Raw genomic sequence first — 12849 nt, forward strand, 5'->3', positions numbered from 1 at the left:
TCCCTTTCCCGCGTGCCAACACCAACACCGACCCCGCGCCGAAGCCTGCGCGGTGCGCGCCGACGCCGCCCCGCGGGCGACAACTCCGGCCGCACCGTCTGGCTGTTCGACCTCGACAACACGCTGCACGACGCCTCGCATGCGATCTTTCCCGCCATCAACCAGTTGATGACGGCGTATGTGGCGCGCGTGATCGGCTGCGACGAGGCCACCGCCAGCGAGGTGCGCGTGAAGTACTGGCAGCGCTACGGCGCCACGCTGCTCGGCATGATCCGCCACCACGGCGTGGACCCGGCCGACTTCCTGCGCGCCGCGCACGACTTCCCCGAGCTGGCGCGGATGGTGCGCGTGCAGCGCGGCCTGGCCGCGCACCTGCGCCGGCTGCCCGGGCGCAAGATCCTGCTCACCAACGCGCCCGCGCAATACGCGCGCGCGGTGATGCGCGTGGCCGGCATCGCGCACTGCTTCGAGCGCGTGGTGGCGGTCGAGGACATGTGGGTGCATGGCCACCTGCGGCCCAAGCCCGACCGCCGCATGCTGCGCCGGCTGCTGGCCCAGCAGGGCGTGGCGCCGCACCGCGCGGTGCTGGTGGAAGACACGCTGTCGCACCTCAAGCGCTACGCGGGCACCGGCATCCGCACCGCCTGGGTGACCGGCTACCTGCGCACGCTGGCGCCGTCGCGCCCGCACGCCGTGCCGCTGCCGGCCGACGCCGCGGTGGCCGGCGTGAGCGGCGACGCCGTGCTGCGCAGCGCGCTCGACGCCGAGGACCGCCGGCATGCGGGCCACGCCGCGCAGGAGCGCTCGGTGACGCTGGTGGCGGCCGAGACGCAGGACCCGCCCGCCGCGGGCGCACAGGGGACAGCGGGCGCTGCGGGCAATACGGCGCCCCAGGCATTGCCGGCCTCGGCGCCGCGCATACGCGCGCGCATCGTAAATCGCCCCGGGTATGTGGACGTAAAAGTACAATCCATGCGTCAACTCAAACAAAGAATGCGGGGAATCGGGTCATGATGCAGAGCAATGGACGCCCGCCGGGCGCGGCCGCGGCCGCCGGCGGGCCAGGCGCGGGCGCCGACGCGGCGCCGGCACGCAAGCGTCCGCGTCCCGGCGAGCGGCGCGTGCAGATCCTGCAGACGCTGGCCGGCATGCTGGAGGTGCCGCGCGGGGAAAAGATCACCACCGCGGCGCTGGCCGCCAAGCTGAGCGTGTCGGAGGCGGCGCTGTACCGCCACTTCGCCAGCAAGGCGCAGATGTTCGAAGGCCTGATCGGCTTCATCGAGCAGACCGTGTTCGGCCTGATCAACCAGATCACCACGCAGGAAGAGCACGGCCTGCGCCAGGCGCACGCCATCGTGCGCATGCTGCTGTCGTTCGCCGAGAAGAACCCCGGCATGACGCGCGTGCTGACCGGCGAGGCGCTGGTGGGCGAGCACGACCGCCTGCAGGAGCGCATCAACCAGCTGGTCGACCGCATCGAAGCCTCGTTGCGGCAGTGCCTGAAGGTCGCCATCAGCCAGGGCGCCTTCCCGGCCGACGCCGACGTGTCGGTGCGCGCCGCGCTGATCGTGGCATCGGTGCAAGGCCACTGGCACCGCTACGCCAAGAGCGGCTTCCGCAAGCTGCCCAGCGAGAACGCCGAGGCGCAGTTGCGCGTGCTGCTGGGCTGAGCCCCGCCGCCGCGCGCTAGCGCGGCACGTGGATGCTGGCCTTGATGTGCTTGATGCCGCGGTCCGTGAGCAGGTCCAGCAGCGGATGCGACACCGTGCTCGCCGCCACGAACAGGAACGCGATGCCGGGCCGCCAGCCGCAGCGCCGCGCCGCCAGCGCGGCAACCAGCCCGAGCGCCGGAGGCGGCCGGCCGCGCTGACCGCGGCGCCGCTTGCATGCCGGCGCGGCGCAGGATGACGCGCACGCGCGCGGCCAGCTCGCGCGGCGAGAACGGCTTGACCACGTAGTCGTCCGCGCCGATCTCGAGGCCGACGATGCGGTCGATTTCCTCGTTGCGCGCGGTGAGGAAGATCACCGGCACGTCCGAGAACGTGCGCAGCGTGCGGCAGACCTCGAAGCCGTTGATGTCGGGCAGGCCGACGTCGAGGATCACCAGGTCGGGCACCTGCGCGCGCAGCCGCTCCAGCGCGGCGCCGCCGAGCGCGCAGTGCGCCACCGCCATGCCGTCGGTGGACAGCGCGTAGAGGATGGTGTCCGCGATCGCGGCTTCGTCTTCGATGACCAGGATGCTGGGCGGGTTGGTCAAGGCAAGGTTCGCTGGCAGTAGGGACAACGGCGCGGCAGGCGGCGCCGGCGCCGGTTTGCTCTATAATAAGCGCGTCGCGCCGATTTGATGACTGGCTTGCGGGCGCGCGGCGGCCACGGTTCCCTTGTCGGGATGTCGCGGCGGCCAATATAAATGCGGCTAAAGAGGTTGGGCCGGTACCCTGCCACGCAAGGCACCGGCATGCGGCAACAAGGCCCGCGCAAAACCCGATTGGCTGCGCCACCGTTCATGCAAGAAGCGATTCAGGAATGAATCCGCGCCGCATGCGACGGCCACGCAAATGCCGGTCGGGTTTTTTTTGCCCGTTTCCCGACGGGCCGACTTCATGACAGACGTAGCTACGCCTCCTGCCACGTTGGCACTGCCGGCCGATTCGGTCGGTCTCGTCACGCCGCAGCGCATGCATTTCCCCGAGCCGCTGAAGCTGCGCAACGGCACCTCGATCGCCGACTACGACCTGATGGTCGAGACCTACGGCACGCTCAACGCCGCGCGCTCCAACGCCGTGCTGGTTTGCCACGCGCTCAACGCCTCGCACCACGTGGCGGGCGTGTCCGCCCACGATCAGCACGACGTGGGCTGGTGGGACAACATGGTCGGCCCCGGCAAGCCGCTCGACACCAACCGCTTCTTCGTCATCGGCGTGAACAACCTCGGCTCGTGCTTCGGCTCGACCGGCCCGATGAGCCCCAACCCCGCCACCGGCAAGCCCTATGGCGCGATGTTCCCGGTGGTGACGGTGGAGGACTGGGTCAACGCGCAGGCGCGCGTGGCCGACCGGTTCGGCATCGCGCAGTTCGCCGCGGTGATGGGCGGCAGCCTGGGCGGCATGCAGGCGCTGGCCTGGAGCCTGATGTACCCGGACCGGCTGCGCCACTGCATCGTGGTGGCCTCCACGCCCAAGCTGTCGGCGCAGAACATCGCCTTCAACGAGGTGGCGCGCAGCGCCATCCTGTCGGACCCGGACTTCCACGGCGGCAACTACTACGCGCACAACGTCAAGCCCAAGCGCGGCCTGCGCGTGGCGCGCATGATCGGCCACATCACCTACCTGTCCGACGAGGACATGGCCGAGAAATTCGGCCGCGAGCTCAAGACCGACGACATCCGCTTCTCGTTCGACGTCGAGTTCCAGGTGGAAAGCTACCTGCGCTACCAGGGCGACAAGTTCGCCGAGTATTTCGACGCCAACACCTACCTGCTGATCACGCGCGCGCTGGACTATTTCGATCCCGCGCTGGCCTTCGGCGGCGACCTCACGCGCGCGGTGGCGCAGACCCGGGCCAGCTTCCTGGTGGCCAGCTTCACCACCGACTGGCGCTTCGCGCCCAACCGCAGCCGCGAGCTGGTCAAGGCGCTGCTCGACAACAAGCGCCCGGTCAGCTACGCCGAGATCGACGCGCCGCACGGCCACGACGCCTTCCTGCTGGACGACCCGCGCTATCACAACCTGATGCGCGCCTACTACCAACGCATTGCCGAGGAGATTGGCGCATGAACGCCGCGGCCAACCCCAATATCCTGGCGCTGCGCCCCGACTTCCGCGCCATCGCGCGCTGGATCGAGCCGGACTCCACTGTGCTCGACCTGGGCTGCGGCGACGGCAGCCTGCTGCGCGTGCTGCAGGACGAGCTCGACGTGCAGGCCTATGGCATCGAGATCCAGGACGAAGGCGTGCTGGCGTGCGCGCAGAAGGGCGTGCACGTGATCCAGCAGAACCTGGAAGGCGGCCTGGCGCTGTTCGAGGACAAGAGCTTCGATACGGTGATCCTGTCGCAGACGCTGCAGACCATCCACAACACCGCGCAGGTCCTGCGCGAGACGCTGCGGGTGGGGCGCGAGTGCATCGTGTCCTTCCCCAACTTCGGCTACTGGCCGCACCGGCTGTCGGTGTTCCGCGGCCGCATGCCGGTGTCGGAGGCGCTGCCTTACCAGTGGTACAACACGCCCAACGTGCGCGTGCTGACCATCAGCGACTTCGAGGCGCTGGCGCCCAAGGTGGGGCTGCGCGTGCTTGACCGCGTGGTGATGCACGAAGGCGTGACGGTCAACTGGGGGCAGAACTGGCGCGGCAGCCTGGCGGTGTACCGGGTGTGCGCGGCCTGAGCGCGAGCTGGCCGCCGGAAGGCGCCCACAGGCAAAAAAGTGCCGAAGCGCACAGCAGGAGAGCAAGATGAAGACGGGTCCCTCCACGCCGGGCACGCCACCGTCCGGCGGCGCGTGGCGCATGGTGGCCGCCATGGTGCTGTCGGGCACCATCGGCTGGTTCGTGGTCGCCAGCGGGCAGCCGCCGGTGGACGTGGTGTTCTTCCGCTGCCTGTTCGGCGGCGTGGCGCTGCTCGGCACGCTGGCGCTGCGGCGCGGCTGGCAGCCCATGCGCGGCGCCGACTGGGGCTGGCTGGCGCTGGGCGGCGTCACGCTGATCCTCAACTGGCTGTGCCTGTTTTCCGCGTATGCCCATAGCGGCATCTCGGTCTCCACCGTGGTCTATCACACCCAGCCTTTCTTCCTGCTGCTGCTGGCGGCGCTGTTCCAGCGCGAGGCCATCGCGCCCGGCCGGCTGGCCTGGCTGGTGCTGGCCTTCGCCGGCGTGGTGCTGATCACCGGGCTCGAGCACGGCGGCGCGGTGCGGGGCGTGCTCGCGGGCGTGGGGCTGGCGATGCTGGCCGCGCTGCTGTACGCCGTCACCACCATGGCCACGCGCCGCCTGAAAGGGATTCCCGCGGGGCAGATCGCGGGGCTGCAGATGGCGCTGGGCGTGGTCCTGCTGCTGCCGCTGGCGCACCCGGCCGTGGCCGGCTTCGGGGCGCGCACCTGGGGCGCGCTGCTGGCGCTGGGCCTGGTGCATACCGGCGTGATGTACACGCTGCTCTACGGCGCGTTCCAGCGGCTCGGCGTGCTGTCCATCGCCACGCTGTCGTTCATCTATCCGCTGGTGGCCATCGCCATCGACGTGGTGGTGTTCGGCGTGGTGCTGACGCCGTTGCAACTGGCCGGCATGGCGATGATCCTGCTGGCGGTGGTCGGCAACCAGCTCGGCTGGGCGCCGTGGCGGCGCGTGCCGGCAAGGAGCTGAGGGACCCGGCAGGCGGCGTGGGTTTGGCGTATTATCGAACGACCGTACTTTTTTCGGCCCGATTCCGGACATAACACGCAGAGACAATCATGACCGCCACCCAAGCCGCCAGCCAGCCCGTCCACTCCTTCGACCACGCGATCGCGCTGGAGCACGCGGGCGGCAATCTCTTCCACGGCCGCACCACGCCGGAATACTGGAACATGATCGGGCCGTTCGGCGGCATCACCGCGGCTACCCTGCTGCAGGCCGCGCTCCGGCATCCGGCCCGGCTCGGCGATCCGTCCGCGCTGACCGTCAACTTCGCCGGCCCGATCGTGGAAGGCCCGTTCGTGATCGAGGCGCGCCCGGTGCGCACCAACCGCAACACGCAGCACTGGTCGATCGAACTGCGCCAGGGCGACGAGGTGGCCACCACCGCGACCGCCTTCTTCGCCGTGCGCCGCGACACCTGGAACTGCGCCGAAGCGGTGTTCCCGCAGGTGCCGCCGGCGCACGCCGTGCCGGCGATGGCGGGCTTCGCGCCGGTGCGCTGGCTCGATGCCTACGAACTGCGGCCGGTGCGCGGCGCCAAGCCCAGCGCCGAGCCCGGCACCGAGAACCCCGACAGCCTCACGCAGTTCTGGCTGCGCGACGCGCCGGCGCGCACGCCGGATTTCGCCGCCATGGCGGCGTGGTGCGATACCTTCTACCCGCGCATCTTCCTCAAGCGCGCCGGGTTCGTGCCGGCCGGCACGGTGTCGCTGACCACCTACTTCCACGCCGACGCCGCCACGCTGGCCGCGCTCGGTGACAGCCACGTGCTGGGCAGCGCGCAGGCGCAGGTGTTCCGCCAGGGGTTCTTCGACCAGGGCGCGCAGATCTGGAGCCCGCAGGGCGAATTGCTCGCCACTTCGCACCAGATCGTCTACTACAAGCAGTAACGACGAAGAGGCGGGCTCGGCGGGGCGGGGGTGGGGCGCCGCAGCGTCAGGCGGCCGCGGCGCGCGCGCTGGCCTCGTAGCGATGCACGGTGTTGCGCATCGCCCAGAGCAGGGCCACGCCGGGCAGCGCCACCACCACCGTGCTGAGGTAGAACGCCGGCCAGCCGAACGCCTCCACCAGGTAGCCCGAGCTGGGCCCCACGTAGACGCGCCCGACCGAGGCCAGCGCCGACAGCAGCGCGTACTGCGTGGCGGAGAACGAGCGGTTGCACAGCGTCATCAGCAGCGCCACGAAGGCCGCCGTGCCCATGCCGCCGCACAGGTTCTCCACGAAGATGGTGGCGCCCATGCTCCACAAGTGCGGCGGCGTCACCGCCAGCAGCCAGTAGCCCAGGTTGGACACCGCCTGCAGCATGCCGAACAGCATCAGCGAGCGGTACAGCCCCAGGCGGACCATCAGCGTGCCGCCGAACAGCGCCCCCACGATGGTGGCGGCCAGCCCGAGCGTCTTGTTGACCAGCCCGACCTCGCCGGCGGAAAAGCCCACGCCGCGGATCAGGAAGGTGGTGGACAGGCTGCCGGCGAAGGCGTCGCCCAGCTTGTACAGCACGATCAGCAGCAGCAGCCACCATGCGCCCGGGCGCGAGAAGAAGTCGCGCAGCGGGCCCAGGATCGCTTCCTCGATGGAGCGCGGCGTGCGCGCCGGGGACTCCGCCTCGGGCGCCCACCACAGCGAGAAGATGCCGATGCCCATCAGGCCGGCCATCAGGACGTACATCTGCTGCCAGCCCATCACGCGGTCCGCCAGCCACAGCGCCAGCCCGCCCGAGACCAGCATCGCCAGCCGGTAGCCCAGCACCTTGACCGCCGCGCCCACGCCGCGCTCGGGCGCGCGCAGCACGTCGGTGCTGTAGGCGTCGAACACGATGTCCTGCGAGGCCGACAGGAACGCCACCAGCGTGGCCAACGCGGCCAGCATCCACAGCGCCTCGCGCGGCGGGCAGAAGGCCATGCCGGCGATGCCCAGCACCAGCCCGAGCTGCGTGACCAGCAGCCAGCCGCGGCGCCGGCCCAGCAGCGGCGGCGTATAGCGGTCCATCAGCGGCGCCCACAGGAACTTGAAGATATAGGCCTGGCCCACCAGCGAGAAGAAGCCGATGGTCTTGATGTCGAGGCCCTCCACCGTCATCCAGGCCTGCAGGGTCCCGGAGGTGAGCGCCAGCGGCAGCCCCGAGGCGAAGCCGAGCGTCAGCATGGCGCCGATGCGGCGGTTGCGGAAAATGTCGAGATAGTCTTGAAAGGTCATGAATCAGCGGCGATGGGCCAGGCGGGGCGCCGTGTATTATTGCACTACGTCGCGGCGGTGCCGGCACGCGCCGGCGCGCTTGCCTGGCGCGACCGTGCCGCCGGCTGCGAACCGCTTCCGGCAAACCGCTTCCGGGGAATCCTCCATGTCCGATTGCCAGCCTTGTCAGAACCGCCCCCGGCCGGCCGGGCCGGCGATGCCGCGGCAGTTCGCCGCGCTGGCGCTGGCTGCCTCGGCCGCGTTCGGCACGCCGGCGGCCCTGGCGCAGGACGCCGAGCCCGACGACGGCATCCGCGTGCAGCGCGGCGGCGCCCCGGTGCGGCTGATCGTGCCGGTCGAGGTGATCGAGCAGCAGGCCGCGCAGGAGTACGAGCAGATCAAGACCGAGGCCCAGTCCAAGCGCACGCTGGCCCCGGACAGCAGCCCGCAGCTGATCCGCCTGCGCGCCATCGCCAAGCGCCTGCTGCCGCAGACCACGCGCTGGAACGAGCGCGCGCGGCAATGGAAGTGGGAGGTCAACCTGATCAACTCCAGGCAGGTCAATGCCTTCTGCATGCCGGGCGGCAAGATCGCCTTCTACTCCGGCCTGCTCGACCAGCTCAAGCTCACCGACGACGAAGTCGCCGAGGTGATGGGGCACGAGATCGCCCACGCGCTGCAGGAGCACGCGCGCGAGCGCGCCGCCAAGTCCGAGATCACCAACCTCGGCGCCAACGTCATCTCGCAACTGTTCGGCTTCGGCAACCTCGGCAACATGGCGATCGGCACCAGCGCGCAACTGCTCACGCTGCGCTTCTCGCGCGCCGACGAGACCGAGGCCGACCTGGTCGGCATGGACATCGCCGCGCGCGCCGGCTTCGACCCGCGCGCCGCGATCTCGCTGTGGCAGAAGATGGGCATGGTGTCGAAAGCCCCGGCGCAGCAGGGCTCCGAGTTCCTGTCCACCCATCCCTCGGGCCGCAGCCGCATCGCCGAGCTGGAGAAGCATCTGCCCGAGGTGCTGCCGCTGTACGCGCGCGCCATCGAGTCCAGCATGGCGAAGTTGCCCGAGTACCGCGCCAACATGGCCAACCTGGGCGGCGCCCCCGAGGACAGCGGCGACGACGATCGCCAGAAGCCGCTGAAAAAGTAGGGCGGCCGGGCCTGCGCCGTGCGGCGCATCGCATAGGATGAAGGAGTGCGCGGCGCCGCGCCGCCTTTTCCCTTGACGTCACCGAGCAAGGAGCGGGATATGAAACCCTGGATGCGGTTCAGCCTGATGGCCGGCGCGCTGCTGGCCGGCACCGGCGCGCAAGCGGCCGACCAGTTGCTCAACCAGCCGATCGACAAGGCGCTGGCCTCGGCCGAGGCCAGGTCGCGGGTGGATCCGTCGATCCGGCTGCTGTTCGGCTTCAACCGGCTGCCCGACGCGCAGGGCGGCCAGTCGTACAAGACCGTCAAGCGCATCCGGCGGCCCGTCGACAACAGCAGCGCCACCGGCGGCGCGCCGCCGCCGGGCGACGAGGAGCTGTGCGCCACCACCTTCGTGCAGGCCGTGCAGGAACTGCAGCAGCGCGCCATGAAGGAGGGCGGCAACGCGGTGGTCGACATCCGCAGCAACTGGAAAAACGACGAAACCGCCAGCGACAGCACCTATGTCTGCGCCAAGGGCGCGGCCTATATCGGCGTGGCGCTCAAGGGCGTGGTGGTCCGCACGGGAAGCTGAGCGCGGCGGCGGCCGCGGGACGAAAAAAAGCCCGGCTCGCAAGCCGGGCTTTTCCGTCTGCCGCGAGCGGCGGGGCGGGGCCGCTCAGGCGCGCAGGCCGGTGGCCTCGTCCGCGCCCACATGCACGTTCATGCATTGCACGGCAGCGCCGGCGGCGCCCTTGCCCAGGTTGTCCAGGCGCGCCATCAGCACGATGCGCTCGGCCGAGCCGAACACGAACAGGTCCACGCGGTTGGTGTCGTTGCTGGCCTGCACGTCGAAGAAGCCGCCGTCGAGGTTGGCTTCGTCGCCCACCGGCATCACGCGCACGAACTGCTCGCCTTCATAGTGCTTGCGATAGATGTCGGCGATCTGCTCCGGCGCGACCTTGCGCGCCAGGCGGTCCGGGTACACCGGCACCGTCACGGCCAGCCCCTTGAGGAAGTTGCCGACGATCGGGTTGAAGATGGGCGCGTGCTCCAGGCCGGTCTGCACGCGCATCTCCGGCAGGTGCTTGTGCGCCAGGCCCAGCGAATAGGGGCGCGGGCTGTTCAGCTTCGGGTTACCGCCGGCTTCGAACTCGGCAATCATCTGCTTGCCGCCGCCGCTGTAGCCGGTCAGCGAGAACGCCGAGACCGGATAGTCGGCCTGCATCACGCCGGCGTCCACCAGCGGGCGCACCGCCAGCACGAAGGCGCTGGCATGGCAGCCCGGCACCGCGATGCGCTTGCTCGCGCGGATCTTCTCGCGCTGGCCGCGCTTGAGTTCCGGCAGGCCGTAGGCCCAGCTGTCGGCGGTGCGGAACGCCGTGCTGGCGTCGATCACGCAGGTATCCGGGTTGGTCACCAGCGACACGGCTTCGCGCGAAGCCACATCGGGCAGGCACAGGAAAGCGACGTCGGCGGCATTGAGGAATCGTGCTCGCTCGGCCGGATCCTTGCGCTTGTCGTCGGCGATACGCAGCAGCTCCACGTCGGAACGGCCGGAGAGATAGTCGAGCAACCGGAGGCCGGTGGTGCCTTCCTGACCATCTACGAACACTTTGAAAACCATGGCGGACTCACTCGGAAATACGAAGGTTCCCATGCCGGAATCGGACGGGAACCAGCATTGTAACTAGGTTGGGATGACGGTGCGGTGTCGATGCGGCGTCCATGCGCGCCCGATGTGGCGGCGCAGCGCGAATCCCTTGATCTCGATAACCTAGTAGGTTAAATTCGCATGGAGAAACATACGCCGCATTGCCGGTTGTCCGTGGTCAGGAGGCTGGTCGAGGCAGACCGGGTTCGCCTGACAGCCTCCGCCGCACGTCATGGCCGCTTGCTCGGATTCGACCGAAACGGCATCGTTGCCGTAGTGGCTTCGCTGACCGAAGCGGACTTTTACAAAAGCATGACGACTTACGCGAATCATGCGGTATGGCAGGACGTCTACCGGCCGGTTACCGCCGCCGGTGCGATCTACCTCAAGCTGACGGTTGCTGATGCGGTGCTGGTCGTCTCGTTCAAGGAGCTGGAATCATGATCTGTCCGGAATGCGGCGCCGCGGAACTGGTACACGACACGCGCGACGTGCCCTATACGTACAAGGGCGAAACCACCGTCATCCCGTCCGTATCCGGCGATTTCTGCCCGGCGTGCGGCGAAATCGTGCTGGACCGGGGGCAGGAGGACCGGTATGGCGAAGCGGTGCTCGCTTTCCACAAGCAGGTCAACGCCGCCATCGTCGACCCCGGCTTCATCGCCGGCGTGCGCAAGCGGCTGGCGCTGGACCAGCGCGAGGCCGCCGAGATCTTCGGCGGCGGCGTCAACGCCTTCTCGCGCTACGAGACCGGCCGGACCAGGCCGCCGCTGGCGCTGGTGAAGCTGCTCAAGCTGCTCGAGCGCCATCCGGAACTGCTCGACGAGGTGCGCGCCGCTTAGGCGTGTGCCGCCGCTCGGTTTCCTACAGCGGGAAGTCGTAGTCGATCGACAGCGGCGCGTGGTCGCTGAATTTCTCGTCCTTGTAGATCGCGGTGGCGCTTGCCGTGTCGGCGATCTTCGGCGTGGCGAGGTGATAATCGATGCGCCAGCCCACGTTCTTCGCGTAGGCCTGGCCGCGGTTGCTCCACCACGTGTACTGCTCGGGCCGCGGGTCGAGCTTGCGGAACACGTCAACGTAGCCGTGCACGTCGAACAGCTCGCCGATCCAGCTGCGCTCTTCCGGCAGGAAGCCCGAGTTCTTCAGGTTGCCCTTCCAGTTCTTGATGTCGATTTCCTTGTGCGCGATATTGACGTCGCCGCACAGCACGATCTCGCGCCCGCTGGCCTTGAGCTGCAGCAGGTGGGGCAGGAAGGCTTCCATGAAGCGGAACTTGGCAAGCTGGCGCTCTTCGCCGCTGGAGCCGGACGGCACATAGACCGAGATCACGGCCAGGTGCGGATACTGCACCTCCACATAGCGGCCTTCGCTGTCGAACTCGGCACAGCCGAAGCCGGTGACCACGCGTTCTGGCTTGTGGCGGGTATAGAGGCCGACGCCGCTATAGCCTTTTTTCTCCGCATAGTGGAAGTAGCCGTGGTAACCGTGCGGCGCGAGGAACGCTTCGGTCATGTCGGCGGCCTGGGCCTTGAGCTCCTGCACGCAGACCATGTCGGCGTCCTGCTTGCCCATCCATTCGAAAAAGCCTTTCTTGGCCGCGGAGCGGATGCCGTTGAGGTTGGCGCTGATAATCCGTAACATCTCGGGAAATTTTGAAATCAGAGAGAAAAGATGACGCAGCAGACGACGCCGCAGCCCGGCGCTGGCGACCTCAGCCAGACTTTCATCCGCTTTGCGCTGGACGCCGGCGTGCTGTCCTTTGGTGAATTCGTGACCAAGGCAGGCCGCAAGTCGCCGTATTTCTTCAACGCGGGCCTGTTCAACCAGGGTGCGATGCTGGGCCAGGTGGCGCAATTCTATGCGAAAACCTTGCTGGCCTCGGGCCTGGACTTCGACGTGCTGTTCGGGCCGGCCTACAAGGGCATCACGCTGGCGTCGGCCACCGCGGTGGCGCTGTCGGGTCTCGGGCGTGACGTGGGCTTCGCTTACAACCGCAAGGAAGCCAAGGACCACGGCGAAGGCGGCACGCTGGTCGGCGCCAGGCTCCAGGGCAAGGTGGTGATCGTCGACGACGTGATCTCGGCCGGCACTTCGGTGCGCGAATCGATGCAGATGATCCGCGCCGCCGGCGCCCAGCCTGCCGCGGTGCTGATCGCGCTGGACCGGATGGAGAAAAGCGGTACCGCGGAACAGGTCGGCACCCATTCCGCAGTGCAGGATGTGCAGCGCGAATATGGCGTTCCCGTCATCTCGATCGCCAGCCTCAAGGACCTGCTCGCCTATCTGGATGCGTCCCGGGATCCCGCGCTGGGCGGCTCGCGCGAGGCCGTTGCTGCCTATCGGCAGCGCTACGGCGTATAGTCTGGGATCTGTTGCCCGCTGCATTGCAAAGCTTTGTCGCATTGCAGCAGACAACGGGAACCGCGCGGAAAATTCGCCGGTCTGACTGATCTCGCTGGCCGGCCGGGATGGCCTTGCCGCCAGCGATTCGCCTTGCCGCCC

15 protein-coding genes are annotated in these 12849 nt (G+C 68.8%); 11 read left to right on the top strand and 4 right to left on the bottom strand.

Annotation, left to right across the window (positions count from 1 at the left end):
• The first annotated feature begins 12 nt into the window (after positions 1-12).
• On the top strand, positions 13-1014 hold the full coding sequence (locus tag ACKI2N_RS01385; RefSeq protein ID WP_420994000.1) for a pyrimidine 5'-nucleotidase: 1002 nt from the start codon (positions 13-15) through the stop codon (positions 1012-1014).
• The gene (gene slmA / locus ACKI2N_RS01390) at positions 1011-1670 is read left to right on the top strand and encodes a nucleoid occlusion factor SlmA (protein ID WP_420994001.1); all 660 of its coding nucleotides are present in this window, start codon (positions 1011-1013) and stop codon (positions 1668-1670) included. The genes ACKI2N_RS01385 and slmA overlap by 4 nt, the downstream gene beginning before the upstream one ends.
• On the opposite strand, the gene ACKI2N_RS01395 is transcribed toward slmA, so the two are convergent.
• Positions 1598-2257, bottom strand: a complete 660-nt coding sequence (locus ACKI2N_RS01395) for a response regulator (RefSeq protein ID WP_420994002.1) — start codon at positions 2255-2257, stop codon at positions 1598-1600. The two genes, slmA and ACKI2N_RS01395, sit on opposite strands and share 73 nt — an antisense overlap.
• Before the next feature lie 346 nt (positions 2258-2603).
• Here ACKI2N_RS01395 and metX point away from each other — a divergent pair, with 346 nt between their 5' ends.
• The 4 genes from metX to ACKI2N_RS01415 all read left to right on the top strand — a co-directional run bounded on the left by metX (position 2604) and on the right by ACKI2N_RS01415 (position 6277).
• Positions 2604-3776, top strand: coding sequence for a homoserine O-succinyltransferase MetX (metX, locus tag ACKI2N_RS01400; RefSeq protein WP_420994003.1), 1173 nt, complete (start codon positions 2604-2606; stop codon positions 3774-3776).
• Positions 3773-4384: a methionine biosynthesis protein MetW gene (metW, locus tag ACKI2N_RS01405; RefSeq protein WP_420994004.1), complete on the top strand. Its 612-nt coding sequence runs from the start codon at positions 3773-3775 to the stop codon at positions 4382-4384. The genes metX and metW overlap by 4 nt, the downstream gene beginning before the upstream one ends.
• A 67-nt stretch (positions 4385-4451) precedes the next feature.
• Positions 4452-5354 carry a DMT family transporter gene (locus tag ACKI2N_RS01410; RefSeq protein WP_420994005.1) on the top strand — a complete coding sequence of 301 codons (903 nt, stop codon included), beginning with the start codon at positions 4452-4454 and terminating at the stop codon, positions 5352-5354.
• Positions 5355-5443: 89 nt separating this feature from the next.
• Entirely contained in the window at positions 5444-6277 is an 834-nt protein-coding gene (locus ACKI2N_RS01415) for an acyl-CoA thioesterase (protein ID WP_420994006.1), read from the top strand.
• A gap of 46 nt (positions 6278-6323) precedes the next feature.
• Here ACKI2N_RS01415 and ACKI2N_RS01420 read toward each other — a convergent pair whose 3' ends face one another.
• Positions 6324-7583 carry a muropeptide transporter gene (locus tag ACKI2N_RS01420; protein ID WP_420994007.1) on the bottom strand — a complete coding sequence of 420 codons (1260 nt, stop codon included), beginning with the start codon at positions 7581-7583 and terminating at the stop codon, positions 6324-6326.
• Between the two features lie 196 nt (positions 7584-7779).
• On the opposite strand from ACKI2N_RS01420, the gene ACKI2N_RS01425 reads away from it, so the two are divergent.
• Both ACKI2N_RS01425 and ACKI2N_RS01430 read left to right on the top strand, forming a co-directional pair.
• Entirely contained in the window at positions 7780-8715 is a 936-nt protein-coding gene (locus tag ACKI2N_RS01425) for a M48 family metallopeptidase (RefSeq protein WP_420994008.1), read from the top strand.
• Between the two features lie 99 nt (positions 8716-8814).
• Positions 8815-9288 carry an excinuclease ATPase gene (locus tag ACKI2N_RS01430; protein ID WP_420994009.1) on the top strand — a complete coding sequence of 158 codons (474 nt, stop codon included), beginning with the start codon at positions 8815-8817 and terminating at the stop codon, positions 9286-9288.
• A gap of 84 nt (positions 9289-9372) precedes the next feature.
• Here the strand turns inward: ACKI2N_RS01430 and argC are convergent, their stop codons facing one another.
• Positions 9373-10320 carry an N-acetyl-gamma-glutamyl-phosphate reductase gene (gene argC / locus ACKI2N_RS01435; RefSeq protein WP_420994010.1) on the bottom strand — a complete coding sequence of 316 codons (948 nt, stop codon included), beginning with the start codon at positions 10318-10320 and terminating at the stop codon, positions 9373-9375.
• 168 nt (positions 10321-10488) lie between these two features.
• Between argC and ACKI2N_RS01440 the strand changes: the two genes are divergently transcribed.
• Positions 10489-10791, top strand: a complete 303-nt coding sequence (locus tag ACKI2N_RS01440; RefSeq protein ID WP_420994011.1) for a type II toxin-antitoxin system MqsR family toxin — start codon at positions 10489-10491, stop codon at positions 10789-10791.
• Positions 10788-11189 carry a type II TA system antitoxin MqsA family protein gene (locus tag ACKI2N_RS01445; protein WP_420994012.1) on the top strand — a complete coding sequence of 134 codons (402 nt, stop codon included), beginning with the start codon at positions 10788-10790 and terminating at the stop codon, positions 11187-11189. The genes ACKI2N_RS01440 and ACKI2N_RS01445 overlap by 4 nt, the downstream gene beginning before the upstream one ends.
• A 22-nt stretch (positions 11190-11211) precedes the next feature.
• Here ACKI2N_RS01445 and ACKI2N_RS01450 read toward each other — a convergent pair whose 3' ends face one another.
• A complete protein-coding gene (locus ACKI2N_RS01450; RefSeq protein WP_420994013.1) occupies positions 11212-11988 on the bottom strand; it encodes an exodeoxyribonuclease III in 777 nt (258 codons plus the stop codon).
• Between the two features lie 30 nt (positions 11989-12018).
• Here ACKI2N_RS01450 and pyrE point away from each other — a divergent pair, with 30 nt between their 5' ends.
• On the top strand, positions 12019-12708 hold the full coding sequence (pyrE, locus tag ACKI2N_RS01455) for an orotate phosphoribosyltransferase (protein ID WP_420994014.1): 690 nt from the start codon (positions 12019-12021) through the stop codon (positions 12706-12708).
• Positions 12709-12849: the final 141 nt, after the last annotated feature.

Origin of the sequence: Cupriavidus sp. 30B13, assembly GCF_049059565.2 — a bacterium.
Taxonomy (GTDB): Bacteria; Pseudomonadota; Gammaproteobacteria; order Burkholderiales; family Burkholderiaceae; genus Cupriavidus.